The organism is Brevundimonas sp. A19_0 (assembly GCF_017744255.1).
GTDB lineage: Bacteria > Pseudomonadota > Alphaproteobacteria > Caulobacterales > Caulobacteraceae > Brevundimonas.
Genome location: NZ_JAGHQP010000004.1, coordinates 145,977 through 172,586, shown reverse-complemented (window position 1 = coordinate 172,586; position 26,610 = coordinate 145,977). Strand labels below are relative to the sequence as shown.

Annotated in this window: 26 protein-coding genes and 1 pseudogene; 14 read left to right on the top strand and 13 right to left on the bottom strand. The window is 67.8% G+C overall.

All coding sequences use genetic code 11. The features are described 5' to 3' along the window. Nucleotides 1-5: 5 nt before the first annotated feature. Both fabA and J7346_RS06415 read right to left on the bottom strand, forming a co-directional pair. The gene (gene fabA / locus J7346_RS06420; RefSeq protein WP_209118906.1) at nt 6-545 is read right to left on the bottom strand and encodes a 3-hydroxyacyl-[acyl-carrier-protein] dehydratase FabA; all 540 of its coding nucleotides are present in this window, start codon (nt 543-545) and stop codon (nt 6-8) included. 80 nt (nt 546-625) lie between these two features. Beyond that, complete coding sequence (locus tag J7346_RS06415) at nt 626-1,213, bottom strand: SH3 domain-containing protein (RefSeq protein ID WP_209118904.1); 588 nt, start codon at nt 1,211-1,213, stop codon at nt 626-628. A gap of 34 nt (nt 1,214-1,247) precedes the next feature. On the opposite strand from J7346_RS06415, the gene J7346_RS06410 reads away from it, so the two are divergent. Continuing rightward, on the top strand, nt 1,248-2,234 hold the full coding sequence (locus J7346_RS06410) for a D-glycerate dehydrogenase (protein WP_209118902.1): 987 nt from the start codon (nt 1,248-1,250) through the stop codon (nt 2,232-2,234). A 58-nt stretch (nt 2,235-2,292) separates the two neighbouring features. After that, nucleotides 2,293-4,338 carry an alpha/beta fold hydrolase gene (locus J7346_RS06405; protein WP_209118900.1) on the top strand — a complete coding sequence of 682 codons (2,046 nt, stop codon included), beginning with the start codon at nt 2,293-2,295 and terminating at the stop codon, nt 4,336-4,338. A 3-nt stretch (nt 4,339-4,341) separates the two neighbouring features. On the opposite strand, the gene moeB is transcribed toward J7346_RS06405, so the two are convergent. Next, nucleotides 4,342-5,076, bottom strand: coding sequence for a molybdopterin-synthase adenylyltransferase MoeB (moeB, locus tag J7346_RS06400; protein ID WP_209118898.1), 735 nt, complete (start codon nt 5,074-5,076; stop codon nt 4,342-4,344). A gap of 49 nt (nt 5,077-5,125) precedes the next feature. Beyond that, nucleotides 5,126-5,554 (bottom strand): BLUF domain-containing protein, encoded by a 429-nt coding sequence (locus J7346_RS06395; protein ID WP_209118897.1) that lies wholly within the window; start codon nt 5,552-5,554, stop codon nt 5,126-5,128. A gap of 157 nt (nt 5,555-5,711) precedes the next feature. On the opposite strand from J7346_RS06395, the gene hslV reads away from it, so the two are divergent. The 6 genes from hslV (at nt 5,712) to J7346_RS15120 (ending at nt 9,717) form a co-directional block, all read left to right on the top strand. Then, on the top strand, nt 5,712-6,290 hold the full coding sequence (gene hslV, locus J7346_RS06390) for an ATP-dependent protease subunit HslV (protein WP_209118895.1): 579 nt from the start codon (nt 5,712-5,714) through the stop codon (nt 6,288-6,290). Beyond that, on the top strand, nt 6,287-7,597 hold the full coding sequence (hslU, locus tag J7346_RS06385; RefSeq protein WP_209118893.1) for an ATP-dependent protease ATPase subunit HslU: 1,311 nt from the start codon (nt 6,287-6,289) through the stop codon (nt 7,595-7,597). Before hslV ends, hslU begins: the two co-directional genes overlap by 4 nt. A 152-nt stretch (nt 7,598-7,749) precedes the next feature. Next, nucleotides 7,750-8,460, top strand: coding sequence for a hemolysin III family protein (locus J7346_RS06380; protein WP_209118891.1), 711 nt, complete (start codon nt 7,750-7,752; stop codon nt 8,458-8,460). A gap of 76 nt (nt 8,461-8,536) precedes the next feature. Beyond that, a complete protein-coding gene (gene phaR, locus J7346_RS06375) occupies nt 8,537-9,181 on the top strand; it encodes a polyhydroxyalkanoate synthesis repressor PhaR (protein WP_348521463.1) in 645 nt (214 codons plus the stop codon). Beyond that, a complete protein-coding gene (locus J7346_RS06370) occupies nt 9,178-9,567 on the top strand; it encodes a hypothetical protein (RefSeq protein WP_209118889.1) in 390 nt (129 codons plus the stop codon). Before phaR ends, J7346_RS06370 begins: the two co-directional genes overlap by 4 nt. Nucleotides 9,568-9,591: 24 nt before the next feature. Beyond that, complete coding sequence (locus tag J7346_RS15120) at nt 9,592-9,717, top strand: hypothetical protein (RefSeq protein WP_280636471.1); 126 nt, start codon at nt 9,592-9,594, stop codon at nt 9,715-9,717. On the opposite strand, the gene J7346_RS06365 is transcribed toward J7346_RS15120, so the two are convergent. Next, a complete protein-coding gene (locus J7346_RS06365) occupies nt 9,718-10,143 on the bottom strand; it encodes a hypothetical protein (protein WP_209118887.1) in 426 nt (141 codons plus the stop codon). A 116-nt stretch (nt 10,144-10,259) separates the two neighbouring features. Continuing rightward, the gene (locus tag J7346_RS06360; protein ID WP_209118885.1) at nt 10,260-10,988 is read right to left on the bottom strand and encodes a glycosyltransferase family 2 protein; all 729 of its coding nucleotides are present in this window, start codon (nt 10,986-10,988) and stop codon (nt 10,260-10,262) included. A 110-nt stretch (nt 10,989-11,098) separates the two neighbouring features. Here J7346_RS06360 and J7346_RS06355 point away from each other — a divergent pair, with 110 nt between their 5' ends. The 4 genes from J7346_RS06355 (at nt 11,099) to J7346_RS06340 (ending at nt 14,603) form a co-directional block, all read left to right on the top strand. After that, nucleotides 11,099-12,778: a glycosyltransferase family 39 protein gene (locus J7346_RS06355; protein ID WP_209118883.1), complete on the top strand. Its 1,680-nt coding sequence runs from the start codon at nt 11,099-11,101 to the stop codon at nt 12,776-12,778. Beyond that, complete coding sequence (locus J7346_RS06350) at nt 12,775-13,689, top strand: hydroxymethylglutaryl-CoA lyase (protein WP_209118881.1); 915 nt, start codon at nt 12,775-12,777, stop codon at nt 13,687-13,689. The genes J7346_RS06355 and J7346_RS06350 overlap by 4 nt, the downstream gene beginning before the upstream one ends. Before the next feature lie 63 nt (nt 13,690-13,752). Then, a complete protein-coding gene (locus J7346_RS06345; RefSeq protein WP_209118879.1) occupies nt 13,753-13,977 on the top strand; it encodes a DUF2188 domain-containing protein in 225 nt (74 codons plus the stop codon). Nucleotides 13,978-13,979: 2 nt separating this feature from the next. Next, nucleotides 13,980-14,603, top strand: coding sequence for a hypothetical protein (locus tag J7346_RS06340; protein ID WP_209118877.1), 624 nt, complete (start codon nt 13,980-13,982; stop codon nt 14,601-14,603). A gap of 9 nt (nt 14,604-14,612) precedes the next feature. Here the strand turns inward: J7346_RS06340 and putA are convergent, their stop codons facing one another. Continuing rightward, nucleotides 14,613-17,771 carry a bifunctional proline dehydrogenase/L-glutamate gamma-semialdehyde dehydrogenase PutA gene (gene putA, locus J7346_RS06335; RefSeq protein ID WP_209118876.1) on the bottom strand — a complete coding sequence of 1,053 codons (3,159 nt, stop codon included), beginning with the start codon at nt 17,769-17,771 and terminating at the stop codon, nt 14,613-14,615. A gap of 150 nt (nt 17,772-17,921) precedes the next feature. On the opposite strand from putA, the gene J7346_RS06330 reads away from it, so the two are divergent. Both J7346_RS06330 and J7346_RS06325 read left to right on the top strand, forming a co-directional pair. After that, nucleotides 17,922-19,010: a glycosyltransferase family 1 protein gene (locus J7346_RS06330; RefSeq protein ID WP_209118874.1), complete on the top strand. Its 1,089-nt coding sequence runs from the start codon at nt 17,922-17,924 to the stop codon at nt 19,008-19,010. Then, complete coding sequence (locus J7346_RS06325) at nt 19,007-19,678, top strand: class I SAM-dependent methyltransferase (protein ID WP_209118872.1); 672 nt, start codon at nt 19,007-19,009, stop codon at nt 19,676-19,678. Before J7346_RS06330 ends, J7346_RS06325 begins: the two co-directional genes overlap by 4 nt. A gap of 9 nt (nt 19,679-19,687) precedes the next feature. On the opposite strand, the gene J7346_RS06320 is transcribed toward J7346_RS06325, so the two are convergent. The 6 genes and pseudogenes from J7346_RS06320 to J7346_RS06295 form a co-directional block, all read right to left on the bottom strand. Beyond that, nucleotides 19,688-20,737 carry a substrate-binding domain-containing protein gene (locus J7346_RS06320; protein ID WP_209118870.1) on the bottom strand — a complete coding sequence of 350 codons (1,050 nt, stop codon included), beginning with the start codon at nt 20,735-20,737 and terminating at the stop codon, nt 19,688-19,690. Nucleotides 20,738-20,774: 37 nt separating this feature from the next. Further along, complete coding sequence (gene phnE / locus J7346_RS06315) at nt 20,775-21,575, bottom strand: phosphonate ABC transporter, permease protein PhnE (protein ID WP_348521465.1); 801 nt, start codon at nt 21,573-21,575, stop codon at nt 20,775-20,777. A 198-nt stretch (nt 21,576-21,773) separates the two neighbouring features. Further along, nucleotides 21,774-22,634 (bottom strand): annotated as a pseudogene (gene phnD / locus J7346_RS06310) (phosphate/phosphite/phosphonate ABC transporter substrate-binding protein); the annotation flags it as partial. Beyond that, on the bottom strand, nt 22,631-23,440 hold the full coding sequence (phnC, locus tag J7346_RS06305) for a phosphonate ABC transporter ATP-binding protein (protein WP_209118868.1): 810 nt from the start codon (nt 23,438-23,440) through the stop codon (nt 22,631-22,633). The pseudogene phnD and the gene phnC, both read right to left, overlap by 4 nt. Before the next feature lie 106 nt (nt 23,441-23,546). Next, nucleotides 23,547-24,770: a DUF2254 domain-containing protein gene (locus tag J7346_RS06300; protein ID WP_209118866.1), complete on the bottom strand. Its 1,224-nt coding sequence runs from the start codon at nt 24,768-24,770 to the stop codon at nt 23,547-23,549. Nucleotides 24,771-24,794: 24 nt separating this feature from the next. Next, nucleotides 24,795-26,579: a PAS domain-containing sensor histidine kinase gene (locus J7346_RS06295; RefSeq protein WP_209118864.1), complete on the bottom strand. Its 1,785-nt coding sequence runs from the start codon at nt 26,577-26,579 to the stop codon at nt 24,795-24,797. Nucleotides 26,580-26,610: the final 31 nt, after the last annotated feature.

Sequence of the window (26,610 nt, the reverse complement as noted above, 5' to 3'; positions counted from 1 at the left end):
TCGGGTTATTCCGCCGGAGCGGCCTTGGTGTCCTGGCCGCCGAACAGACCAACCCGCATGTCCGTCGCCGTATAGATAGGCGTTCCATCGGCTTCGAGAACCCCGTCGGCGATTCCCATGACCAGCCGGCGATTGATGACCCGCTTCAGGTCGATCTTGTAGACGACCTTCTTCACGTCGGGCTGGACCTGGCCGGTGAACTTGACCTCGCCCACACCGAGAGCGCGGCCCTTGCCGGGGCCCCCGATCCAGCCGAGGTAGAAGCCGACCAGCTGCCACATGGCATCCAGTCCGAGGCAGCCCGGCATGACCGGGTCGCCGATGAAGTGGCATTTGAAGAACCAGAGGTCCGGATTGACGTCCAGCTCGGCCTCGACATAGCCCTTGCCGTGCACGCCGCCGTCGTCGCTGATCCGGGTGATACGGTCGAACATCAGCATCGGCGGGGCCGGCAGCTGGGCATTGCCCGGCCCGAAAAGCTCACCCCGGCCCGAGGCCAGCAGGGCCTCGTAATCATAGGAAGACTGGCGTTCAAACTGGCTCAAGACGGCCTCCGTATGCTGAGCGGCGGGCGTGGCACGTGAAATCGCCCCGGTCAACCGGCAAGGCTTGATGCCGGACGGGCTCAGCGGCGGCCGGGCGCCGGGCCCGCGGGGCGGTTGGCCTCGCACAGGGGCTCGCTCTGGGTGCCGAACACGGCGGCCTCGCGCACCCAGCCGCGCACGCGACCCGAGCGCACCTCGCACCAGCCCTCCTCGCAGCCGGTGACGGGCACCAGGGCATGGGGCGAGAGCCTTGCGCGCACGCCGGCATCGTCGCGACGGCCCGTACGTACCTCGATCGCCGCCTCGCCGGTGTTCAGCACGGTGCGGCGCCCCGAGGTGGTGCTGCGGTGAACCCAGACCAGCGAACCCTCCGGATCACAGATCTTGCGCCATTCGAACGTCTCGGCGACCACCTGCACCGGCAGGCCGGCCACGCGGTAGGTCCAGAGGATTTCATGGTCGAGGCCGGGGCCCTTTCGGGCGTGGACCTCATTGGCCTTCAGCGTGATCCAGCGCGGCACGGGATAGCTGCTGGGAGTCGGCCGCCCGTCGGGCCGCGTGGCCTGGGCGGACAGCATCAGGAACAGGCCAAGTGCGGTCGCGGTGACGCCCGCGATCCGGCGCCCCCTTTGGCCTCGGGTCCGGGGTTTGCTAGACACCCTTTCCATTCCGCTCCTGTCCTCCGGATTCAAAGTCCCGCCAATGTCGAGCCGCAGACTTAAGGTCGTGTTAACCAGACGCCTGTCGGACGCGGTGGAGACGCGCCTTCGGGAGCTTTTCGACACCGAGCTGAACCTCAAGGACCAGCCGTTCGACCGCTCAGCGCTGGAGGATGCCGTCGGCCGGGCCGATGTACTGGTGCCCACCATCACCGACCGGATCGATGCAGACTTGATCGGGAAGGCCGGTGAGTCCCTGAAAATGATCGCCAATTTCGGCGCGGGCGTCGACCATATCGACGTCGAGGCGGCGGTCGGGCGCGGGCTGATTGTCACCAATACCCCGGGGGTCCTGACCGAGGACACGGCCGATCTGGCCATGGGGCTGATCCTCGCGGTCAGCCGGCGTCTGGTGGAGGGGGCCGGCGTTGTGCAGAAAGGGGAATTCTCGGGCTGGACACCGACCTGGATGTGCGGTCGCAAGCTGTGGGGCAAGCGACTGGGCATCGTCGGCATGGGCCGGATCGGCCAGGCCCTGGCGCGGCGGGCCCGGGCGTTCGGCATGCAGGTGCACTACCACAACCGCAAACCCCTCAGCCCGATGGTCGTGGAGGATCTCCAGGCGACGTACTGGGATGACCTCGACGACATGCTGCCCCGTATGGATATTGTTTCGCTGAACTGTCCGGCGACGCGCGAGACCCACCATCTTATGGATGCCCGGCGCCTGGGCTTGCTGGCGACGCATGCCATCCTGATCAACACGGCCCGCGGCGAGCTGATCGACGAGGCTGCCCTCGCAGAGGTGGTCGGTCGGTCGGCGCTGGGTGGGGTCGGTCTCGACGTGTTCGAACAGGAACCCGTGGTCCATCCCCGGCTGCTGAACCGGCCCGAGGTGGTCCTGATGCCGCATCTGGGCTCGGCGACTCTCGAGTCCCGCCAGGACATGGGCGAGCGCGTGATCGCCAACATCATGACGTTCCAGAATGGCCACAGACCGCCCGATCGCGTCATTCCGGCCATGCTGTAACGCTTGACGCCCCTTGGCCTGCGTGGTCGATTTCCCCGGTTGCTTGGGGGGAAAGTTGATGAAATCCAGAGGTGTGACGACCCTTGCGGTCCTGTCGCGACGTCGGCTGCTGGCCACAGCTGCGGGGTTGGGCGGCGTCGGCCTGCTGGGGCTGCGGCCAGAGATGGCGCGGGCCGCAAGCCGGCGGCAGAGTGTCACGCCCTACCCCGTCGACGCCTTCTTCACCCCCGCCCGTACCCGCGCGGCGACCCTGTCGCCGGGCGGGACGCTGATTGCCGTGCTGGACCAGCTGGGGACCGAGGAGGAGCCGCATGGCGTCATCGACGTGCTGGACGCCAACGATCCCGAAGGCCAGCGCAAGCGCATCGACCTGGGCCCCACCGAGGTCGAGGGCCTGGAATGGGCCAATGACGAGCACCTGCTGGTGCGGGTCGCCGTCACGGTCAAGGTCGGTCCGCAGGCTGTGACCGGCTCCAACCGCCGGACCTCCGCCCAGGAGGTGACGTCCAAGCGCCTGCTGTCGGTCAGCGCCGTGACGGGCGAGATGGCCGTAATGTTCCAGGATGACCGGCGCCGGCTGCGCGCGTCCCGCGACCTCGGCTATGTGGTGGACCTGCTGCGCAACGACCCCGGCCATGTGCTGATGGCGGCGTGGGAACGCGACGGCATGCTCGGTCTGCACAGGGTCAATGTCGCCACCGGGGCCGCCGACCGGATCGAGCGCGGCAGTTCCGGCACCATCGGCTGGGAGACCCAGGGCGGGGTTCCGGTGATCCGCTATGACGTCAACCCGCGCGGCACCGTTCTGACCGTGTCCGGGCGCACCCCCGGCTCCAGCGCCTGGCGACCGATCCGCCGCAACCGGATCGGCGACCTGCCGGAGTTCGAATGGGTAGGCGAGGGCGACACGCCCGGCACCATTCTGGTCACCGCGCGCGTGGACGGCGAGGACACCATGGCTGTCCGTGAAATGGACCTGACGACGCTCGGCATGGGCACCCCCATGGCCCGGCGCGACGGCCGGGACGTCATGCATGGCGTGACGGACGCCGCCGGCCGCTATGTGGCGGCAGCCTTCTATGGCGAGCGGCTGGAGTATGACTTCGTCGATGCCTCGCTGGGCGCGCACCACCGGGCGCTGAACGCCTTCATGGACAATGACTGCGACGTCTATCTGAACGATCTCAGCCGCGATCATAACCGGATGGTGGTGGGCGTGACCGGGCCGCGCGAGCCGGGGGCCTGGTATTTCTATGACCGCCAGGCCCGGGCCGTGGTCAATCTGGGCGCCATTCGCCCGCTCGACTTCGAGCGGCTGGGCCTGACCGACACCCTGAAGGTGACGACGCGCGACGGGGCCTCGATCGAGGCCTATCTGACCGCCCCCCCCGGAGGCCGGCCCGGCCCGCTGGTGGTGCTGCCGCACGGGGGCCCCGAGGTCCGTGACCTGCGGACCTGGGACCGTCAGGTGCAGGTGCTGGCCGCCCAGGGCTGGTGGGTGCTGCGGCCCAATTTCCGCGGCTCGGGCGGCTACGGAATGGCCTTTGCGCGCGAAGGGTGGGGCCGATGGGGCGACCGCATGCAAGAAGACGTCGAGGACGCCATCGATCATGCCATCGCCCTGAAAGGGCTGGACGCGAACCGCGTGGCGATCATGGGGTCAAGCTACGGCGGCTATGCGGCCCTGATGGGGGCTGTGCGGCGGCCCGACCTGTACAAGGCGGCCATCGCCATCTGTGGCGTCGCAGACCTGCTTGAGATGCTGGAATGGGAGCGCCGCGAGGACGATACCGAAGGGCGGCTGGTCTATGACTTCTGGACCAAACGCATCGGCGATCCGGCGACGATGGAGACCGAACTGGCCTCGGCCTCGCCCCGCAGGCGGGCGGCCGAGATCGCCTGTCCGGTCCTGCTGGTGCATGGCGTCGACGATCCCGTCGTGCCGGTCGTCGAATCGCGCCGCATGAAGGAGGCGCTGGACCGGGCGGGCAAGACGGCCGAGCTGATCGAGGTCGAGGATGCCGGACACGCCGACTGGCCGGCCGCGAAGGAGCAGGAGCTGCTGGAACGCTATATCGTCCTGCTGAAACAGGCCTTCGCCTGATTTTCAGCCGCACACCGGGCAGGTCGGGTCCGCAGTGACCGTAACGGTGCGACTGCGCCCGGCCAGGGCGTCATGGATCCACAGACGGCCGGTCAGGGGCTGGCCCGCGCCGGTCACCCGCTTGATGGCTTCCAGCGCCGCCATACTGCCGACCAGACCGGCCAGGGCGCCGACCACGCCAACGCGGGCGCAGGTTTCGGCATCGGGCGGCACTTCGGGCACCAGACAGCGGTAGCAGGGCCGCCCCTCGAACACCCCGACCTGTCCGCTCCAGGCGCCGAGGGCCCCTGAGACCAGCGGAATGCCGGAGGCCACACAGGCCCCGTTGACCGCCATGCGGGTGTCGAAGTCATCCGTGCCGTCGATCACCAGATCCCAGCCGGCCAGACGCGACGCCGCGCTGTCCTCGGTGAGGCGTTCGGCAAAGGTCTGGACGTCGACGTGAGGGTTGAGCGCCGTCAGTCGCCGGACCGAGACCGCGACCTTGGGCGCGCCGATGTCCGGCGTATCGAACTGGATCTGACGCTGAAGGTTGGACAGGGCCACCGTGTCGTCGTCGATCAGGCCCAGGGTCCCGACCCCGGCTGCTGCCAGATAGAGGGCCGCCGGGCCGCCGACGCCGCCCATCCCCACGACCAGCACGCGCGCGGCCTTGAGCCTCTGCTGGCCGGGGCCGCCGACGTCGGCGAGCACCAGATGGCGGGCGTAGCGTTCGATCTCGTCTTCGGAAAAGGTCACGCAGCCTGTCTAGGACGCTTCCGTCCATCAGGCGACAGCGAAGGTAACCCTAGCCGTCGGTTCCCGTCCGCACCGCCGAATCGTCCTCACCCCGGGCGCATTCGGCCAGCAGGGATTCCGCGAGGTCCACGGCAATACGGCCTTCCGACAGGTCGGCCAGATCGAGACGCGTGTTCCATGTCTCCAGATGGCAATGGGCCATCGGCGCCTGGAAAAGGCGGTCGGCCACAGGGCGGTCAGCCAGAACGCGCAGGTTCGCATGGCGGGGATCGCCCGTCAGCCTGTTCATGAGCCGGTCGATGTCGATACGCGTGCCCTCGATGACCTGAACGATGTGGCCCGCCTCGATCGCGATCGCGCCCGTCAGATGGTCACGGCGATTGTTGACCTCGGACACCCCGAGGACGTGAGCCATGGACAACAGGCTTGTACCGAGCGAGCCCATGGCGTCGCTCACATAGGTGAGACGATAAAGCATAGAGGTCCTGCGGAATGGATGTGCGCGACAAGGCGCAATTGTCGGAATTGAATTCTACTGTAACTGTTTACATGGGCCAAAATGTGGCGGTCGCCGGGCCGTTACAATTCAATCAGTTGAGGTTGCAGGGCTGGATCGGCGGCCCCATCTGGGCGCCATGAACCAGACAGACGATTCCGCCTCTCACTCCGGCCCCGGCTGGCACGGGACCACCATTCTGGCCGTTCGCAAGGGCGGCACCACCGTCATTGCCGGGGACGGACAGGTCTCCATGGGCCCGACCATCGTCAAGGGGGCCGCGCGCAAGGTGCGGACCCTGGCCGGGGGGCGCGTGGTGGCGGGCTTTGCGGGCGCAACCGCCGACGCCTTTACCCTGCTGGAACGGCTGGAGGCCAAGCTCGAGCAATACCCGGATCAGCTGGCGCGTGCCTGCGTCGATCTGGCCAAGGACTGGCGCACGGACCGCTACCTCCGGCGGCTGGAGGCCATGCTGCTGGTGGCGGACAAGACGTCGATCTTTACCGTCACCGGCGTGGGTGACGTTCTGGAGCCCGAGCACGGCGTGGCGGCGGTCGGATCGGGCGGGAATTTCGCCTTGTCTGCCGCCCGCGCCCTGATCGAGAACACCGACCTGGATGCCGAGGCGGTGGCCCGCAAGGCCATGGCCATCGCCGCCGAGGTCTGCGTCTACACCAATGGCAATCTGACCGTCGAAACGCTGGGAGACCGAAAATGACCGATCTGTCGCCCCGTGAAATTGTCTCCGAACTGGACCGCTTCATCGTCGGTCAGGCCGATGCCAAGCGCGCCGTGGCGCTTGCCCTGCGCAACCGCTGGCGCCGCAAGCAGGTGGCCGAGCCCCTGCGCGACGAGGTGACGCCCAAAAACATCCTGATGATCGGGCCGACGGGCGTCGGCAAGACCGAGATCGCCCGCCGGCTGGCGCGGCTGACCGGATCGCCCTTCCTCAAGGTCGAGGCCACCAAATTCACCGAGGTCGGCTATGTCGGCCGGGACGTGGACCAGATCCTGCGCGATCTGGTCGAGGCCGCCCTGGTGCTGGTGCGGGATCGTCGCCGGGGCGAGGTGCGCGCCCAGGCCGAGCGCGCGGCCGAGGACCGGATTCTGGACGCCCTGGTCGGCGCGGGCGCCCAGTCGACCACCCGCGATGCCTTCCGGGCCAAACTGCGCAAGGGCGAGCTGGACGACAAGGAAATCGATCTGGCACTGGCCGACACGGCCTCGCCCGTTCCGGGGCTGGATCTGCCGGGCATGGGCCCGGGCGGCAATGTCGGCATGATCAATCTGACGGAAATGCTGGGCAAGATGGGCGGTCCGCGCACAAAGACCGTGCGCCTGTCGGTCAAGGCGGCCCATGCCCCCCTGATCGCCGAGGAGTCGGACAAGCTGCTCGACAATGACAGTCTGGCCCGCGAGGCGGTTCAGCTGGCGGAAACCGAGGGCATCGTCTTCATAGACGAGATCGACAAGGTCGCCGCGCGCCAGGATCGCGGCGGCGCTGACGTCAGCCGCGAGGGCGTGCAGCGCGACCTGCTGCCCCTGATCGAGGGCACCACGGTCGCCACTCGCTACGGACCGGTGAAATCGGATCATGTGCTGTTCGTGGCCTCGGGTGCCTTCCACGTGTCCAAGCCCAGCGACCTGCTGCCCGAGCTGCAGGGGCGACTGCCGATCCGTGTCGAGCTGAAGGCCCTGACGCGCGAGGACTTCCGCCGCATCCTGACCGAGCCCGAGGCCAATCTGATCCGCCAGAACCAGGCCTTGCTGGCGACCGAGGATGTGACCCTCGAGTTTACCGACGATGCGGTCGAGGCGATGGCTGACGCCGCCGTGGCAGCCAACAGCGCCATCGAGAACATCGGCGCCCGGCGGCTGATCACCGTGGTCGAACGGGTGCTGGAGGAGACCAGTTTCAAGGCCGCCGACCTCTCTGGACAGACGATCCGCTTTGATGCGGAGGCGGTCCGCGAGCGGCTGGGCGACCTGACGGGTGACACGGATCTGAGCCGCTACATCCTGTAGCGCTGCGGGCGCCGGCCTGTGGCACCCGGGCCGCAGGCCAAAAACTTATGGCCCGCAGGGGAGCCTGTTCAGGGGCTGGTCATTGAAGGGCCGTAAGGTCGGCCAGACTGGCTGTTTCCGTATGACCCCGCCTCGACCGGAAGGCATGGCCCATGATGAAGACCCCGCTCCGCCTGTTTCGCCGGATCATGCAACCGGACGAGCTCGACATGATCGAGCACTATGAGACCCGCGGCGAGCGGTTGGCGGACCTGTGGGTACACCTGATCGGCCTCGGTCTGGCCGGTATCGGCGGCATTGTTCTGGCGGTGATGTCGTCCTTCTCGGCCGACAGTGCAGGCCTGATCGTGGCGACGGCGGTCTACGCCCTGTGCCTGATCGCCATGCTGACGGCCTCGACCGTCTACAACCTGACCCGGCCCTGCGCCGCGCGGCCCCTGCTGCGGCGGCTGGACGAGGCCGCCATCTTCCTGATGATCGCGGGCAGCTATACCCCCTTCACCACCCAGCGGTTCGAGGGCGCCTGGTCGACGGGCTTCACCCTGCTGATCTGGGCGCTGGCGCTGGGCGGGGTGGCCGCCAAACTGGTGCTGCCGCGCCTGTCGGACGCGATCTGGAGCACCGTCTATGTGATCTTCGGCTGGCTGGCCGTGCTGGCGCTGAAACCCATGCTGGACACCGTCCATCCGGCGGCCCTGATCCTGCTGGTGATCGGGGGGCTGGTCTATACGTCGGGCGTGTTCGTCTTCATCAGCCCCAAGGTGAAGTTCCGGCGCGCCATCTGGCATGGATTTGTCGTGGCGGGGGCCGGTGTGCACTGGGCCGCCGTGCTGGTCGGGGTGGTGCTGGTACCCGGCACCTGAGGTCCTTTCCGTCGAGTCTGGCGCAAACCCGTTTCGCGCGCGATAGTGGCGGCGGTTTCACCACAAGGACATCAGCGTGACGGATGCCAAGCCCGGTGGCGACACGATCGTCATCAAGAAGTACGCGAACCGCCGACTCTACAACACGGCCACCTCCTCCTATGTGACGCTGGACGACCTGGCGGCCATGGTACGCGAGGGCGTTGATTTCGTCGTCTATGACGCCAAGACCAACGACGATCTGACCCGTACCATCCTGACCCAGATCATCTTCGAGGAGGAGAGCCGGGGCGAGGCCCTGCTTCCCGTGCAATTCCTGCGGCGGCTGATCGGCTTTTACGGCGGACAGATGCAGGGGGTGCTGCCCAGCTATCTGGAGATGTCGCTGGACACCTTCTCGAAGCAGCAGGAGCAGTTCCGCAGCCAGCTGAACCGGGCGTTCGGCACCGGGGCCGGGGCCGGGCTGATGGAGGATGTGGTGCGCCAGAACATGGCCATGTTCCAGCGCGCCATGACCCTGTTCCCGGGCTTCAACCCCTATCGCAGCGATACGGGCGAGACGACCGAGGCGCCGGAAGCCGCACCGGCCGCACCCCCCCGCGCGGAGGATGCGGCCCTCGACGAAATGCGCCGCCAGATGGACGAGATGCGCGCCCAGATCGACCGGCTGGCCCAGGGCAGCGCCCGGTCGGCGAAGAAGGGCGGATCGGACCCCGCATGACCGACCGCATCCCGCCGGTCGGTCCTTCGGCCCCCGTCAGCGGCGCGGTGCCGGACCGTCGCGAGCGGCGGCGGCGCGAGGATGAGCGGCGTCAGGCCGACCGGCGCGCCGAGGGCCGGGCGCTGGTGCCCCGGGAAGACGATGCCGGGTCCCGGGATGAAACTGCCGGTCCGGCGGCAAGCCCTGCCGCGGCCCATACCGTCCCGCCGGTCAGTGCCTCGGGGGCCTTCGAGGCGCAGATGCTGGGCCAGACCGGTGTCCGCAAGGGCCTGAGAGGCGGCCCGCCGGTGCTGGATGCCGCGCGCTCGGCCTATCTGGGCACCGAATATACGGGCGAGAAGGACCGCCGCCCGCCGCCGGGCCAGGCCAAAAAGACCGAAATCTGAGCGCCGGATCGCGCGGCATGACCCTTGCTGGGCACGGGATCCCTGTCCCGTACCGGAGCCTGGACCATGCCGATGGCCACCCTCATGTCGCTCGTCGCCCGCACCACCGATGTGCTGATTGTGGCGCTGGTGTTCAGCGTGTTCGGCTGATCAGCCGCCGCCGAAGTCCAGATCCTTGCGGGCGGCGATGATCGTCACGATGAAGCCCGCCAGCACGTCCAACATGATCATGATGGTGATCAGGAAGAAGGTGGACGTGGCAAAGCTGGGGATCAGCAGGAACTGCACCAGACAGACGACGAACAGGATCATCGACAGGGCGTGGTTGATGATGGCGACCTTCTGGCTGGAGGTCGACTTCAGCAGTTCGAAGAACAGGAAAATCAGCCCGAAAAACAGGATCATGTCGCCGACGCCGACATTCCAGCGCACGCCCGAGGCCATGGGAATGCTGAAGACGGCCTGACGCAGCGCCGGGTCAGCCCCCAGCGACGGATCCCCGCCGAGCAGGCCGGTCAGGACCACGACATTGTAAATCAGCCACGGCACGACCAGCAGCGGTACGGCAATCCACATAGCCTGTTCCCTCCATGTCCGCAGGGCGAACGTCCGCACCGATAGTGAGGCCGGTTAACCTTTCCGGCAACCCTGTTCCCCTGTGCCGTGTCCGCGGGCGAGGGCGCGGTCCCCGCTCAGACCTCGGTGATGTGGCCGGGGTTCCGGGCCCGGGATTTCAGCCACATGACGCCGAGCAGGTCCGACAGGCTGGCCATCAGCCGCTCCCAGTTGGTGTATTTGGACTGGCCTGTGTCGCGCGCGCGATGCGAGATCGGCAGATAGCGGTTCTGATAGCCCTCGCGGATCATCAGGGCCGGCAGGTAGCGGTGGATGTGATCGAAATAGGGAAGCCGCAGAAAGACATCGCGGCGAAAGGCCTTGAGCCCGCAACCGGTATCGTCGGCATCGTCGCCCAGCAGTCGCTTGCGGATGCGGTTGGCCCAGCGCGAGGCCCACAGCTTGGCCCCCGTGTCCTGCCGGCGCTGTCGAACGCCACCGACCAGCGCGACCTCGGGCGGGGCGGCCAGCAGGGCGTCGACCAATTTGGGCGCCTCTGACGGCGGGTTCTGGCCGTCCCCGTCCAGGGTCACCACCACCTCGCCCCGCGCGGCCAGCACGCCGGTGCGCACCGCCCGGCTCTGGCCCGCATTGGTGCCGTGTGACAGCACGCGCAGCGTGGGAAAACGCGCCTTCAGGCCCTCCAGCAAGGCCAGGGTCTGGTCGCGGCTGGCGTCATTGACCAGCACCATTTCATGGTTCCGGCCGGCAAAGGCCTCGGCGATTTCGGTGACCAGGGCTTCGACCGCCCCGGCCTCGTCATGCACGGGAACGACCACGGAGATGAGGGGCGCAGCGGCTGTCATGGCCGCTGTCTAGCGGGTTTTGTGCGGAAGGGGGAGGGTCGCGCGCGCGGCCGGTCACGCTCGCGCGAGGCGGCTGACGCAATCGGAAAGTGCGTGATAGAAGCGGAGCCATGACCGGACTGGATCTCGCCCATCGACTGCGCGGCTGGCGCGGCCTGGCCCTTGCCGCCCTGGTGGCGTTCGTCGCCGGCCTGCCCGGCCTGTTGCTGTTGCCGCCTCTGGACCGGGATGAGAGCCGCTATGCGCAGGCGACGTCCCAGATGCTGGAGACCGGCGACTTCGTCGACATCCGCTTTCAGGACGAACCGCGCTGGAAGAAGCCGGTCGGCATCTACTGGATGCAGGCCGCCGCGGTCGCGGTGACCGGCAATGCCGAGAACCGCGCCATCCAGCCCTATCGGCTGCCCTCGCTGCTGGGAGCGATGATCGCGGCCCTCGCCTGTGCCTGGGTCGGCACAGCCGTCTTCGGCACCCGCACCGGCGTGCTGGCCGGGGCGATACTGGGGGCCTGTTTCCTGCTGTCGACCGAGGCCGGGATCGCCAAGACCGACGCGGTCCTGATGGCCTGTGTGACCGCGGCGATGGCCGCCCTCATGCGCATCTATCTGGCGGTACGCGCCAATGATCCGCCGCGCCGGCCGCACAAGCTGATCTTCTGGGGGGCACTGGGCCTGTCGATTCTGGTCAAGGGGCCGATCGGCCTGGTCGTCATCCTGCCCGCCATTCTGGCCCTGTCGGTCTGGGACCGGGACTTCCTCTGGCTGAAACCGCTGGGCTGGGGCTGGGGACTGGCGCTGGTCGCCCTGATCGTCGGCCCGTGGGCGCTGGCCATCACGGTCGCCACTGACGGTGGCTTCTGGCGCGAGGCCATTGCCGGGGATCTGGCGCCCAAGGTGGCGGGGGGCCATGAGAGCCACGGCGCCCCTCCGGGCGTCTATCTGCTGCTGCTGCCCCTGCTGTTCTTCCCGGCCACCCTGCTGCTGCCGGCCTCGATCTCGACGGCCTGGCACCGGCGGACCGAACCGGCCATCCGCTTCCTTATCTGCTGGCTGGTGCCCGGCTGGCTGATCTTCGAGCTGACGCCGACCAAGCTGGTCCACTACACCCTGCCGACCTTTGGCGCGCTGGCGCTGCTGGCCGCCGTGGCCCTGACGCGGCCCATCGGCGCCCTCTCGCGCCGGGTGGGGGCCGTCCTCGGTCTGGTCGCGGCCGGGCTGATCGTGGCCATCACCGTCTACGGGGTGTCGAACTACGCCACCTCGACCGCCCAGACCTGGGCGGCGATCACCATGGTCTCGGCCGTCGCGGCCGCTGCCGTCGGGGGCTTCCTGCTCCTGAACAAGGCGCCGGTAGCGGCTCTGGTCACCGCTTTGGCCCTGGGCGTTCTCAGCCACACCGCCCTGTCGGGCACGATCCGGCAGCTGCGTCCGCTGGCCATCGCCCCGCAGCTGACCAAGGTGTTGAAGGAGGCCAATCTGCACCCGCGTCAGGGGCTGACCACCAGCCCCGTGGCGATTACCACCTTCCACGAGCCCAGCTTTGTCTTCCTGACCGGGCGCACCACCCAGCTGACCGATGCCGAGGGCGCTGCCCGTGCGCTGTCCGAGGGACGGCCGGCCATCGTCGAGGCGCGCGACGCCGAAGCTTTTGCCCAGGCGGCGGCGCGGCTGGGCGTGACCGGCCGCGCGGTCGGCGAGGTGAGCGGCCACAACTATTCGACCGGCGATGACGTGGATTTGACCGTCTATGCGCCCCCGGGCGCCGATGTGCCGGTCGAGGGCGCGCAATGAGCCGCCGGATCGAGATTGTCGAGGTCGGTCCCCGCGACGGCCTGCAGAATGAAAAGATGGTGCTGGAGCCCGCCGTCCGCGCCGAGCTGGCCCGCCGGCTCGAGACCGCCGGCGCGCGCCGCATCGAGGCCGTCAGTTTCGTCCACCCGAAATATGTGCCGCAGATGGCCGGCGCCGAAGAGGTCATGGCCGCCCTGCCCCCCGAGCCGGGCCGCAGCCGGATCGGCCTGGTGCTGAACGGGCGAGGCTATGACCGGGCCATCACCACGGCGGTCGATGAGGTCAATGTTTCGGTCGCCGCCACCGACGGGTTCGGGCTCAAGAACCAGGGGCTGGACCGGGCCGGACAGCGCGCCATGGTCGAGGCCATCGTCGCCCGCCGCCACAATGCCGCCCCCGGGGATGCTGCGCCGTCGCTGTCGGTGACCCTGTCTTGCGTCTGGGGCTGCCCGTTCGACGGCGAGGTCAGTGTCGATCAGGTCGCCGACATGGTGGGCGCCTATGCCGCCATGGGCATTCGCGAGATCGCCCTGGCCGACACCATCGGCGCCGGCGACCCATGGGCGGTTACGAAAAAGGTCGAGGCGGCGCGCAAGGCGGCGCCCGATGCCACGCTGCGCCTGCATTTCCATGACACCCGCAACACCGGTCTGGCCAATGCCCATGCGGGGATAGAGGCCGGGGTCGACGTTCTGGACGCCTCGGTGGGCGGCATCGGGGGGTGTCCGTTCGCCCCCGGGGCCACGGGCAATATCGCCACCGAGGACCTGGTCTATATGCTCGAGCGCGCGGGCTTCGAGACCGGCTATGACCTCGACGCCCTGATCGAAACCGCGCGCTGGATCGGCGAGAAGATCGGCCGCCCCGCCCCCAGCGCCCTCAGCCGCGCAGGGGGATGGCCGGGGGGCTAGGTTTTCACTTAGCGCGGCCGCGTGCCGTGATATAGTTGACCATTAAAGAGAGGTGAGCGACTCATGGCAAAGCAAGGTCAGCACGTCGTGCCCCAAGGCTCTTCATGGAGTGTGAAGAAAGCCGGATCGGCCAAAGCGTCCAGCACTCATGCGACACAAGCTGCAGCCATAGCGGCAGCTACTCGGATCGCGAAGAACCAGCGAACTGAGCTGTATATTCACGGTCAAGACGGTCGTATCAGAGAGCGAAATTCTTACGGTAAGGACCCGCATCCTCCGAAGGGATGAAAATGCCGCCCTTCGAACGATCAGTCTTCATAAACTGTCCATTCGACGAGGACTTCGCGCCGATCCTTCAAGCGATGGCATTTTGCGTGGTTTTCCTCGGCTTCTGGCCGAGACTGGCCCCCGAGAATGCCGACAATGCATCGGGACGACTGGATCGAATTGTGGAGCTTATCGGCAGTTCGAAATATGCGATCCACGATTTGTCTCGCTGTAGGGCGAAAAGCGAAGGCGATCTCGCCCGAATGAATATGCCTTTCGAGCTTGGTCTCGACTACGGGTGTCGAAAGTTCGGTGATGACTCTCAGTCGTCCAAATCAATCCTGATATTCGAGCACGAGAGATACGAGTATCAAAAAGTCCTATCCGACATATCAGGATGGGACATCCGGGCTCACGGGAGTGATTTTGAAAAGGCGATGGCACATGTGAGAGACTGGCTAGTCGGACATGCTGGTGCCGAGCGCCTCGGACGTGCGCTTGTAAGCGGGAAATATGTCGCGTTCCAAGAGTGGTACTGGGAGATGCAACTTGCCGCCGGCTCATCCGAGGAGGATATCAGAGAATACCCGACGGGCGAGATGATCACCGCGATGCACGAATGGATGGCTGCGGGCCAACCCACGTAGTCCGCAGCTTTACAAATTCATCAGCGCCGGGTCACCGCCCTGGGCCGCGATATTGTTCGAGATGGCCTTTTCAGCCGCGAAGCGGATCAGGCTGTGGGGACCGCCGGCCTTGGGACCGGTGCCCGACAGGCCCTCGCCGCCGAACGGCTGGACGCCGACCACGGCGCCGGTCATCGAGCGGTTGATGTAGACATTGCCGGCGGGCACCAGCCGGATGACCTGATCGGCAAAGGCCTCGATCCGGCTGTGCACGCCCAGCGTCAGCCCGTAGCCACGCGCGGCCAGCTTCTCGGTGACCGACTTCAGCTCGTTCGGGCCATAGCGATAGATGTGCAGGATCGGGCCGAAGACCTCCTTTTCGAGGAAGTCGGAGGTCGGAATCTCGGCGATCACCGGGGCAAACAGGTCCCCGCGACCGGCGTCTGCCGGAAGGTTGCCCCGGGCAATGACCTTGCCCTCCTTTTCCAGGCGGGCAACGTGGTCCTCCAGCACCTTGCGGCTCTCGGCGTCAATCACCGGACCGATGTCGGTCGAGGGATCGGCCGGATCCCCGATCACGAGGGCATCCAGCGCGCCCTTCAGCCCGTCGACCAGTACCTGGGCGCCGTCCTTCGGCACATACAGGACACGCAGGGCCGAGCACCGCTGGCCGGCGGATCCGAAGGCCGACACCAGCACATCGTCGATCACCTGTTCGCGCAGGGCAGTGGTGTCCACGAACATGGCGTTCAGACCGCCGGTCTCGGCGATGAAGGGAAGGATCGGACCGGGCCGGGCCGCGATGGCACGGTTGATCGCCCAGGCCGTTTCGGTGCCGCCGGTGAAGGCGACGCCGTTGATCCCGGGGTGCGACACCAGCTTGGCGCCGACCGTCTCGCCCCGGCCCGGCAGGAGGGCCAGAACATCAGGCTCGAGGCCGCAGCGCTGGAACAGGCGGACCGCCTCGGCGGCGATCAGCGGGGTCTGCTCGGCCGGTTTGGCCACCACGGCATTGCCGGCAGCCAGTGCTGCGGCCACCTGACCGGTGAAGATGGCCAGCGGGAAGTTCCACGGGCTGATGCAGGCGAACACGCCGCGCCCGTGCAGCATCAGCCGGTTGGTCTCGCCCGCCGGACCGGTGAGCGTCTCGGGACCGGCAAAGTCGCGCTCGGCCAGCATGGCGTAGTAGCGGCAGAAGTCGGCGGCTTCGCGCACCTCGGCCACGCCATCGTTCAGCGTCTTGCCCGCCTCGCGGCTGAGCAGGGCGACCAGACGGTCGAGGTCGGCTTCCAGCCCGTCGGCCATGGCGCGCAGGACATGGGCGCGCGCGGGGCCGCCCTGACGGTCCCAGGCCAGCTGGGCGCGGCCGGCCTTTTCGATGGCGGTGTCGATCTCGTCCGGCGAGGCCTCGGACACATGGCCCAGAATGTCGTCACGCCGATAGGGGTTGGTCACATCCTCGGCATGAACGCCGGCGTGCAGCAGTCCCCCGATCATGGGGCCCGACGTCAGCCGTTCGCGGTCCACCAGTTCGAGCGCCTCGGCATGGGTTTCGCGATCGCTCTTGCGGGTATAGTCGCGGCCCAGTGAGTTCAGGCGGTCGCCGTACATCGCCCGGGGCACGGGAATGCGGGCGTGGCGGTCGGGCTGGGCCTCGACCAGCGAGACGGGATCGGTGGCGACCGATATCGCGGGCACCCGCTCGTCCATCAGCACATGGACGAAGGACGAGTTGGCGCCGTTCTCCAGCAGGCGACGGACCAGATAGGGCAGCAGTTCCTCGTGTCCGCCGACAGGGGCATAGGCGCGCACCACCGGACGGTCGTCCTTCCAGCGGGCCTCGGCCGCGTCATAGAGGGCCTCGCCCATGCCGTGCAGGCGCTGGAACTCGACCTTCACATCGGCGCGGCGCGCCATGCGGTGGATCGCGGTCAGGGAGACGGCATTGTGCGTGGCGAACTGGCCGTACAGATGCGGGGCCGCATCGATGATGGCCTGGGCGCAGACCAGATAGTTCACGTCGGTCGCGGCCTTGGTCGTATAGACGGGGTAGTCCGCCCGCCCCATGACCTGGGCGCGCTTGATCTCGGTGTCCCAATAGGCGCCCTTGACCAGCCGGACCATCAAGCGCCGGCCCGAGGTCCGGGCCAGCTCGGCGACGCGGGCCACCACTTCCGGGGCCCGCTTTTGATAGGCCTGGACCGCCAGGCCCAGCCCCTTCCATTCGCCGAGGTCGGGGTCGTTCGCCAGCCGGTCGAGCAGTTTCAGCGAAATGACGAGGCGGTCGGCCTCTTCCGCGTCCATGCAGAAATTCATGTCGTATTCGGCGGCGATCAGGGCCAGCCGCTTGACCCGGGGATAGAGCTCTTCCCAGACGCGGCCGCTCTGCACTGCCTCATAGCGGGGCGACAGGGCCGACAGCTTGACCGACACGCCGTGGCCGGTCTGGGGCCCCCTGGACTCCGGGCGCTGGGCCCGTCCCTTGCCGACCGCATGGATGGCGTCGGCGTAGATTTTCTCATAGCGCTCGGCATCGGCGGCCGTACGGGCGCCCTCGCCCAGCATGTCGAAGCTGCACAGCCATTTTTCACGGTTGGCGCGCTTGAGGGCACCGCCGATGGTACGGCCCACGACGAACTGCTCGCCCATCATGCGGACGGCAGCGGCCACGGCCTGGCGGATCACGGGCTCGCCGACCCGGCCCGCCACCCGGCGCAGGAAGCCCGGCAGGTCACGGCGGGCGTCCTCGTCCACCTCGACCAGGCGTCCGGTCAGCATCAGCCCCCAGGTCGAGGCATTGACGAACAGGCTGTCGGACTGACCCATATGCTTGGCCCAGTCGGCCGATCCGATCTTTTCGGCGATCAGCTTGTCACGCGTGTCCTCGTCCGGCGTCCGCAGCAGGGCCTCGGCCAGACACATGAGGGCCAGCCCTTCCCGGGTGCCGAGCGAGAACTCCTGGAGGAAGCTCTCGACCACGCCTTCGAGGCGATAGTCCTTGCGGGCCGACTCGACGAGGGTGACGGCTTCGTCCACGGCGGCGGCACGTTCCTCGCCGGATAGCGGGATCTGGCTAAGCAGCGCGCGGACCGACTGGGTCTCGTCAACGAATTTGGACTGGTCGAGCGCGTCCCAGTCCTGCGAGAGGGCGGATTCGTCAAACGGGGCGGAGATATAATTCAGGGCCATCCGGCCCCCATAACGACTTCTTTGGGGGAGCGGGAGGGGGGTGCCGACAAGTCTTTCCTGCCACGCTTGCCGCGTTCATCGCTCGCCTTCGCCCGCGCTTCGGGGTAAGTCTTCGGCCCGGAAAGACACAAAGGCTGCAGCGGCCCCTCCATGCGCATTATTCTGGCCACCGACGCCTGGGAGCCCCAGGTCAACGGCGTCGTCCGCACCCTGACCCGAACCGTGGCGGAATGCCGCGGCATGGGCCATGAGGTCGAGGTCATCGAGCCCAGCCAGTTCAAGACCATTCCCTGCCCCACCTATCCGGAAATCCGGCTGGCGCTGGGCGCGGAAGAGGAAATTCGCGAGCGGCTGCGCGCGTTCGAGCCCGACGCCGTCCACATCGCCACCGAAGGCCCGATCGGCATCGCCACGCGGCGCATCTGCGTGGAGTGGAAGCTGCCGTTCACGACCAGCTACCACACGAAATTCCCTGAATATATCTCGGCGCGTTTCCCGGTCCCGGTGCAGGTCGGCTATGCCTATATGAAGTGGTTCCACAAGCCGTCCGGACGGCTGATGGTGGCCACCCCGACCCTGCGCGACGAACTGGTCGAGCACGGCTTCCGCAATGTCTCGCCCTGGTCGCGGGGCGTGGATACCGAGCTGTTCAATCCCGATCTCCCGCGCATCTACGACGAGCTGGGCGGCAAGGACTGGCCCCGGCCCTTCTGGCTGAACGTCGGCCGGGTGGCGGTCGAGAAGAACATCGAGACCTTCCTCGAACAGGACCTGCCCGGCACCAAGATCGTGGTCGGCGACGGCCCGGCCCGCGCCGAGCTCCAGGAAAAATACCCCGAGGCCAAATTCCTGGGCGCCCGCTTCGGCGAGGAGCTGGCCCGCTGCTTCCGCGACGCCGACGTCTTCGTCTTCCCCAGCTGGACCGACACCTTCGGGCTGGTGATCCTCGAGGCCATGGCGACCGGTACGCCCGTGGCGGCCTTTCCGGCCCATGGACCGATCGACATCATTCCGGGCTCGGGCGCCGGCGCCATCGATGACGATCTGAAGAAGGCCTGCATGGCCTGTCTGGAGCTGGATCGCGCAAACGTCCGCGCCTATGCGGAGAAATTCAGCTGGCGGGCCTCGGCCGAGCAGTTCGTCGAGAACCTCGAACCCTATCCCGAGCCCGAGCGCGGTCGCTTCTGGCGACGGCTGCGCCGCATCACCCGGCTGCGTCGGCGGGCCCAGGCTGCATGAGACTGCCGCTCGCGCTTACCCGGTGGATCTACCGCCGCCGTCTCGCGGGTCGCCTTCGCCCGGACGCCGCCTCGCGCTTCAGTCTTGTCTTTCACGATCGGCGCTGGGAATCGGCCGAGAGCGCATCCGGCCCCGGTTCGGAACGCGCCTCGGAGCCTGTGCGTCACACGCTCAGGGTGCTGGAACGCCTCCTGGAGGAGCGGGACATCCACTCGATCGCCGACGTGGCCTGTGGCGACTTCAACTGGATGCCGATGCTGCTGGGCGCCCACCCCGGGCTGGCCTATGTCGGCTATGACGTCGTGCCGGAGCTGGTGCGCCTGAACCGCCGCCGCTACCCGCACGTCCGGTTCGAGACCCTCGACATCACACGGCGGGCGCCCGAACGCGCTGATCTGGTGCTGTGCAAGGATTTGCTCAATCACCTGGACGAAGCCGATGTCCACAGCGCGCTGCGGCACATGGTGGCGTCGGGAGCGCGCTATCTGCTGATCACCAGCAACAGGGGCCACGCCAATGCGGCGCTTTCCCCGCGCCATCCCCACGGATCACGCCACCTGGACCTGCAGGCACCGCCCTATAGCCTGCCCGAGCCCCTGGAGTCGGATCACTATCTGGCGCTGTGGGAGACGCGCGCGGTGGCAGAGCACCTGGCCGCGCGCGCCTGACACCCGGGTCTACTCGGGGCGAGCCATCGGGGTGTGGGCCCGGGCGGCTTCACGCTGGGCGACCAGCTCGGCTTCCGGCAGCGGCACCAGGCCACGATCCTGCAGATAACCTCCGGGGCCCGAAGCGGCGTCCGAGACGAACTCGGCGACGAACTGGTCCAGACCCGGCGTGACGCCGATATGGGCCTTCTTGACGTAGATATACATCGACCGGCTGATCGGATACTCGCCCGACGAAATGGTCTCGAGCGTCGGATAGACGCCGTTGACGCTGGCGGCCTTCACCGACTCGCTGTTCTGCTCGAGGAAGGAATAGCCGAACACGCCGACCGAGCCAGGGGTCCGGGTCAGGGTCTGGACGATGGCATTGTCATTCTCGCCCGAGTCGACCCAGACGCCGTCCTCACGCAGGGTATGGGCGCGAGCCTCGAACGCATCCTCGTCGCTTTCCGCCAGGGCCGCGAGCGTCGGCAGGTTTTTCGCGGCCGGCGCCATGGCCAGTTCCAGCCAGGAATCGCGCGTGCCCGAGGTGGGCGGCGGGCCATAAACCAGGATGCGCGCAGACGGCAGGCCCGAGCGCACCTGATCCCAGCTGGTGTTCGGGTTGGCGATGAAGCCGTCCCCGCCGGGCACGTCCTTGGCCAGCGCCAGATAGAGGTCGGCGCCCTGGAAGGCGAAATCCGCGCCGTCGCGGGCCGTGGCGATCACCAGACCGTCAAAGCCGATCTTGATCTCGATGATCTCGGTCACGCCATTCTGGGCGCACAGATCGTATTCGGACGGCTTCATCCGGCGCGAGGCGTTGGCGATGTCCGGGGTCTGGGGGCCGACGCCCTGACAGAAGGCCTGGATGCCGCCGCCGGTGCCCAGCGACTCGACGCGCGGCATGGCGCCACCGGTGTTGCGGGCGAAATTCTCGGCCACGCGGGTCGTGAAGGGGAAGACGGTCGACGAGCCGGCCGCCCAGATGCCCTCACGGGTGCCGGAACCGCCCTGATCCCCGCAGGCGGCAAGGGCAAGCGCCGACACGGCGGCGACAGTCAGAATGCTGAGACGCATGAAACAATCCTCGTATACGGATGACAGCCTGGCGCCCTTAAAGCAGACGTTTGCGCATGACTTGTGACAGCATGTCGATCAGCGTCACCGCCACGATGATGATGATCGCGATGGTCGAGACCGTATTGTAGTCGAAGGCCTGCAGGCTCTCGAACAGGACCTGGCCGATCCCGCCCGCGCCGATCAGGCCGAGCACGGTCGCCGCGCGGCTGTTCGACTCGAACCGGTAGAGCGCAAAGCTGGTCCACAGCGGGGCCACCTGGGGAATCACGCCCCAGGCGATCTCGTGCAGACGGCCGGCGCCGGTCGCCTTGACCCCGTCGATGGGGCCGTTGTCGATCGACTCGACCGCTTCCGAGAACAGCTTGGCCAGCACCCCCGCGGTGTTGAGGCCGATGGCCAGCACACCGGCCAGCGGGCCCAGACCCACGGCCACGATAAACAGGGTGGCACTGACCAGATCGGGAATGGAGCGCAGAAGGTCCATGACGCGTCGCACCGGCCAGACCAGCCAGGCGGGCGCCAGATTGCGCGACGCCATCAAGCTGAGCGGCACGGCGAGGAAGACGGCCAGGAACGTGCCCCACAGGGCGATCTGGACCGTAAGCCACATCTGGCCGACCAGCAGCTTCCAGTCCGAGAAGTCCGGCGACAGGAAGTCGCGGCCATAGTTCCGCATGTTCTCGCCGTTCGAGAACAGATTACCCAGATTGGGCATGTCCACCCGGCCGAAGCTGGCGATCAGGATCACAGCAAGCCCGCCCCAGAGCAGCAGGTCGAGCGACCAGGCGGAGACGGATTTCTCGGGTGGCGGGGGCACTTCGGCCGCATCCCGCACCTCGGGCGCCGGCGCCGGACGAAGGTTGGCGAGGACGGCAAACAGGGCCAGCAAACCGATGAAGCCGAACGGGCCCCACTGGCGGGCCATCTGCACCAGATTCACCGGCTCGGGCGGGGCGACCTCGGGGGGCGTCCCCTCGCGGCGGGCCTGATCGGCCTTCATCTCGCGAATCGGATTGAGGTAGCTGTTATCGGCAGCACGGAACTGGGAATAGTTCAGCCCCTGCATCACGCGCCGCTGACGGTCGGCCTCGGCTCCGAACCCCTGGCCATAGCCGGTGAAGAACTCCGCGATCTCGGCCTTGAGCCAGCCGGGCAGGCTGCCGCGCACCAGAATACCGGACTCCGGAATGGGCGGGGATTCCCAGATGGTCTCGATCTGTTCGGCGATCTCGGGGTTCTGGCGGGTCAGGAAGACGGTATTGACCGAGTTCGAGGTCGCCACATCCAGCTGACCGTTGGCGATGGCAAAGGAATTGCCCTGGTGGTTTGACGACCGCACCGTGGCGAAACAGCGGCGCGGGTCGATGTTCCGCGGGCTGAAGAAATAGGTCATCGGCGCCAGGGTGCCTGAGGTCGACTGCGCGTCGCCAAGGCCGAAATCCAGCGAACGGTCGCAGCGTTCGATATCGGCAATGGTGATGCCCGAGCCTCTCCGCACAATCAGCAGCGAGGTGTAGGAGTCCTTGCCCTCGACATCGACGGTGCGGGCAATGACTTCTGCGCCGGCCCGGTCGATGGCCTGAACGGCCGGCAGGGCGGAGAACCAACCGATCTGGGTCTGGTCGGCGCTCATCGCCTCAACGAGGACGGAATAGTTCGAGCCGAAGATGGGCTCGACCGGAATGCCGAGATAGCGCTCCAGATCGTCGAGCAGCGGCTCCCACAGCGGGCCGGACGAGGCCTGGCCCTCGGCCGAGAGGATGGAGAAGACCAGTTTTTCCGGCGCATCCGGACGGGTCGGCGCGGTCTGGGCCGCAACGGGCAGGCCCGTCGTCAGGACGGCAAGGGTGGCGACAAGGGCGGGGGCCAGACGGCCGAACAGGGCGCGGATCATGCCTTGGCCTCCCAGAACGCATCCTCGAACTCGGGGCCGTAGATCTCGATCAGCCGGTCATGGTCCAGGCCGGTCGCCGGGCCGTCATAGACCAGCTTGCCGGCCTTCAGCGCCACCACGCGATTGCAGTAGCGGATGGCGTAGTCGACCTGGTGAAGGGTCACCAGCACGCCCATGCCGTCGCGCGTGTTCAGCTCGACCAGCATCTCCATGACCTTGCGGGCCGATACCGGGTCGAGCGAGGCGACCGGCTCGTCCGCCAGGATGGCGCGGGCGCCCTGGACGATGGCGCGGGCGATGGCGCCGCGCTGCTGCTGGCCGCCCGACAGGGTATTGGCGCGCTGGCCGGCATAGTCGGCCACACCCACGCGGTGCAGCGCAGCCATGGCGCGCTGGCGGTCCTCCGCCGGCCACAGGCCCATGAGGCCCTTCCATGCCGGGATGCGGCCCAGCGCCCCCAGCATGACATTGGTGAACAGGCTCAGCCGGCCGACCAGATTGAATTGTTGAAAGATCATGCCGAGACGCGACCGGGCCCGGCGCACGGCCGAGGTTATGCGGCCATTGGCCTGCACGGTCTCGCCGAACACCTCGATCCGGCCGCCCTGGTCGATATTCACCAGCCCGGTGATCGACCGCAGCAGCGTCGACTTGCCCGAGCCCGAAGGCCCGATCAGGGCGACCATCTCGCCGGGCTGGACCGACAGGGACACGCCGTCCAGGGCCTTGCGGGCCCCGAAGGTCTTGGACACGTCACGCACGGACACGAAGCCGGTCGTATCGGCGCTGGCAGAGGAGGAATTCATGAGCGGGCTGTTCGCGGTTCGACGGGCGCCCGGGACGGGGCGCAGCCTGCGCGCGGGCAGGTCTTAATGGCAGGCGGGGGCCATGCCGTCCAGACCGCATGCGCGCTCAGACCGTGATCGCCTCGACACGGCTGCGGTCGGACTTCGTCGCGGGCCCGTTGTGAATGCGCTCCAGCTGGTCACGGGCCAGAGCGCGGGCCGGTTCCCGGAACGGCCCCGGCTCGGCCGCCAGACTGGCCAGGATCTTGCGCAGACGCAGCGAGACCGCCAGATCCGAGCTCCCGTAACGGGCCGAAGTGCCCATGACGTCCTCGAGCAGGTCGCCCGGGTTGAGCGGCGACGCCAGCAGGCGGTCGCAGGTCACCGGATCCGGCTCGGCGCGGGCCCTCTCCCACTCATCCAGCAGGCGGAAGCCCGCCGCAATCACCTGAACAGCGGTCCCGGGGTCATTGACGCCCGGCGACAGGGCGCGGGCGGCGATCTCGCCCAGCACGATCAGGCCATAGCGGGGGTCCTGATCGAACGAGCGGCTCTCGCCCACGGCGAAGGCCAGTTGCCAGTCGTGACAGGCCTTGTCGTCCAGCCGGTCGAGGCTGAGCCGGGCCAGCGGTTCACCCCGGCGGACGAGGGTACCGGGCATGGCGAGGATTTCCACCCGACAGTCCGCCTCGCTCGCCAGCGACTGAAGCCGGTCGGGGTCGACGTTCTGGACATAGCCGGTAGCAGGCGACGGAAGCGGAAAGCCCGTGCCCAGCCGGCCTTCGGCACCGCCCATGAAGGGCTTGGCGGCGCGCTGGCACAGGGCCTGGCGGGCCTCGGTCTCGACCCGCTCGATCATGTGGCCGACACGGGCCAGCTGGGCCAGGGTGTTGATCCACGCCAGCAGGCGAAAGGCGACCAGTCCGACCACGCCCAGACTCACGAGGAACAGGATCGCCCGACCCCCTTCGCCATAGTACTGGGCATTGATCGCCGTGACCGAGACGATGGCATAGAGGAAGGCCCCGACAAAGGTCGACAGGGCTTTCTGCGTCCGGTCATCCGACGTCACCAGCGCCGCGACGCGGGGCGTGGCCGATCCCGAGACCGACGTATAGGCTGTGACCATGGCCCCGACCGAGAAGGTGGCCACCGCCAGCAGGCTGGAGGCCAGGATGGTCAGGATTTCCTCGACCGACTCATTGCCCAGCCGCTCGGCCATCTCGTCTGGCACGAAGGGCGCGCCCCAGGCAGCGATCAGGGCCGCCCCGACCCCCAGCCCGGCATAGGCCGTGGCCCTGACCCAGAGCTGGCGGGTCAGCTTGCGCCAGTAGAAGAGCCAGCGATTCATGAGACGGGGGCGATGGGCATCCGCCTAGCCTGCCTGAAGGTCGGGGTCCTGGACAAGCGATTCCGCAGGCGCCTCGGGCAGGGTCAGGCTGACCTCCGCCCCGCCGCCCGGGGCCCGGTCGATCGACAGCCGGCCGTGGGCCTGCCGGGCAAAGGCGTGGACCTGGGCCAGACCCAGACCCTGGGCGCCCGGCCGGGTGGTGAAGAAGGGCTCGACCGCGCGGTTGCGGGCCTCATCGGAAAAGCCCGGTCCACTGTCCCGCACCGAGAGCAGCCAGCCGCCTTCCAGACGCGGCTCCAGACGCACCGCCACCGAGCCCCGCCCCTCCACGGCCTCGATCGCATTGGTCACGAGCGCCCGGACGGCGCCGTCAAAGATCACCGGGTCCAGCCGAACCGGGACGGGTGTGGACGGCACCTCGACCATCAGGTCCACGTCGGGACCGGCCTCGGCCCGCAGCCTGGTCTCCAGCCCTCTGAGCAGCCGGGATACATCCATGACCTGCACGGGGGACTCGTCCTCGCCCTCGCTGAAGGCCCCCAGCCGGCGCGTCAGGCTCTCGCCCCTTTGCCCGGCGGCAAGCGCCGCCTCGCCCAGACGCCGGATACGGCCCGGGTCGTCGGCCTGCTTCAGCATCATGTCGAGCGCACTGGTCATGACGCCGATCAGGGAATTGAGGTCCTGCACCAGTCCGCCGGTCAGACGGCCGACATCGGCCAATCTGCGGCTGCCCTCGCGCTCCAACCGGGCCTCGGCCTCGATGTGGCGCACCGCCTCGCGCTGCTGTTCCAGTTCGGCCTGGACCGCGGTCAGCTGCGCCTCCAGTTCGGCCTGACGGGCCGTGGCGGCGTCCAGTTCGGCGGGGTCGATCTGCGGCGTCGCCTCGACCTGCTCTTCGTCAACCTCGGGCTCCAGCCGTTCACCGGCCAGCAGCAGGGCGCCAGCGTCGCCCGCGTCATCGGTCAGGGGCAGCATACGCCAGCGCACCTCGCCGGTGTCGATCACCGGGGCATCCTCGGGCGTGGCGGTCAGGCCCGTGCGCACGGCCTGGCTGGCGGCATGACGCTGGTCCTCGGGCAGGAAGGCCTCAACGAACATCTGGCCGACCGGGGTGTCGCTTCCGGCCGCCAAGGCCAGCGCCACCGGATTGGCTTCCTGGACCCGGCCGTCGGCGTCCACCACGACCAGCGCGCTCGATGCCGCATCGAAGACGCGGCGGATCAGGCTGTTGTCAGGGGCCGTGGGGGCGGGCGCTGTCTCGATCTGGGGCGTGGTCAGGCCGTCGGTCTCGACGATGGCGGCCATGGAGCCGATCACCTGCCCGTACTCGTTCTCGATCGGCATGGCGGTGACGGAGACCAGCATGGTGCGGCGGCTGGCCGGGTTGGCCAGCATGTGCTGGAAGCCCTTGACCGTCTGACCCCGAAGGGCGCGGGCGCTGGGCAGCAGGTCGGGCGGAACAGGCCGCCCGTCCGGAAAGGTGATGCCCCAGGTCGCCGAGTGGAACCGCAGGCCCAACAGTTCGGCATCGCGACGGCCCAGCAACTGGTGCGCGGCCCGGTTGGCGAAGACGAACTTGCCCTGGTTGTCGGTCTCGACCAGCGCCACCGGCACGGCATTGAGGGTCTCGAACAGGCGACGATCCGCGCTTTCGGCCGCCTTCTGCACCAGATCGAGCTCGGACGAGGTCGAGACGTGGCGCACCCGGTGGGTAATCGCAAACCAGGCACTGAACAGGGCCACACAGACCGAGACACCCGTCACGGCCCACAGCAGCAGGGTCCAGTTCACCTCACCTTCCAGAAACATCGACGGCCTTGGTCCCGAATTGAAGCAGTTG

What these genes read in the sequence shown, in the direction of transcription:
- J7346_RS06350 (WP_209118881.1), top strand. Translation starts at nt 12,775, where the DNA reads ATGAGCCGCCGGATCGAGATTGTCGAGGTCGGTCCCCGCGACGGCCTG.
- hslU (WP_209118893.1), top strand. Translation starts at nt 6,287, where the DNA reads ATGACCGATCTGTCGCCCCGTGAAATTGTCTCCGAACTGGACCGCTTC.
- J7346_RS06355 (WP_209118883.1), top strand. Translation starts at nt 11,099, where the DNA reads ATGACCGGACTGGATCTCGCCCATCGACTGCGCGGCTGGCGCGGCCTG.
- J7346_RS06405 (WP_209118900.1), top strand. Translation starts at nt 2,293, where the DNA reads ATGAAATCCAGAGGTGTGACGACCCTTGCGGTCCTGTCGCGACGTCGG.
- J7346_RS06415 (WP_209118904.1), bottom strand. Translation starts at nt 1,213, where the DNA reads ATGGAAAGGGTGTCTAGCAAACCCCGGACCCGAGGCCAAAGGGGGCGC.
- J7346_RS06370 (WP_209118889.1), top strand. Translation starts at nt 9,178, where the DNA reads ATGACCGACCGCATCCCGCCGGTCGGTCCTTCGGCCCCCGTCAGCGGC.
- J7346_RS06380 (WP_209118891.1), top strand. Translation starts at nt 7,750, where the DNA reads ATGATGAAGACCCCGCTCCGCCTGTTTCGCCGGATCATGCAACCGGAC.
- J7346_RS06330 (WP_209118874.1), top strand. Translation starts at nt 17,922, where the DNA reads ATGCGCATTATTCTGGCCACCGACGCCTGGGAGCCCCAGGTCAACGGC.
- J7346_RS06325 (WP_209118872.1), top strand. Translation starts at nt 19,007, where the DNA reads ATGAGACTGCCGCTCGCGCTTACCCGGTGGATCTACCGCCGCCGTCTC.
- J7346_RS06300 (WP_209118866.1), bottom strand. Translation starts at nt 24,770, where the DNA reads ATGAATCGCTGGCTCTTCTACTGGCGCAAGCTGACCCGCCAGCTCTGG.
- J7346_RS06340 (WP_209118877.1), top strand. Translation starts at nt 13,980, where the DNA reads ATGCCGCCCTTCGAACGATCAGTCTTCATAAACTGTCCATTCGACGAG.
- J7346_RS06295 (WP_209118864.1), bottom strand. Translation starts at nt 26,579, where the DNA reads ATGTTTCTGGAAGGTGAGGTGAACTGGACCCTGCTGCTGTGGGCCGTG.
- J7346_RS06320 (WP_209118870.1), bottom strand. Translation starts at nt 20,737, where the DNA reads ATGCGTCTCAGCATTCTGACTGTCGCCGCCGTGTCGGCGCTTGCCCTT.
- hslV (WP_209118895.1), top strand. Translation starts at nt 5,712, where the DNA reads ATGAACCAGACAGACGATTCCGCCTCTCACTCCGGCCCCGGCTGGCAC.
- J7346_RS06395 (WP_209118897.1), bottom strand. Translation starts at nt 5,554, where the DNA reads ATGCTTTATCGTCTCACCTATGTGAGCGACGCCATGGGCTCGCTCGGT.
- J7346_RS06345 (WP_209118879.1), top strand. Translation starts at nt 13,753, where the DNA reads ATGGCAAAGCAAGGTCAGCACGTCGTGCCCCAAGGCTCTTCATGGAGT.
- phnC (WP_209118868.1), bottom strand. Translation starts at nt 23,440, where the DNA reads ATGAATTCCTCCTCTGCCAGCGCCGATACGACCGGCTTCGTGTCCGTG.
- putA (WP_209118876.1), bottom strand. Translation starts at nt 17,771, where the DNA reads ATGGCCCTGAATTATATCTCCGCCCCGTTTGACGAATCCGCCCTCTCG.
- J7346_RS06410 (WP_209118902.1), top strand. Translation starts at nt 1,248, where the DNA reads ATGTCGAGCCGCAGACTTAAGGTCGTGTTAACCAGACGCCTGTCGGAC.
- J7346_RS06365 (WP_209118887.1), bottom strand. Translation starts at nt 10,143, where the DNA reads ATGTGGATTGCCGTACCGCTGCTGGTCGTGCCGTGGCTGATTTACAAT.
- J7346_RS06360 (WP_209118885.1), bottom strand. Translation starts at nt 10,988, where the DNA reads ATGACAGCCGCTGCGCCCCTCATCTCCGTGGTCGTTCCCGTGCATGAC.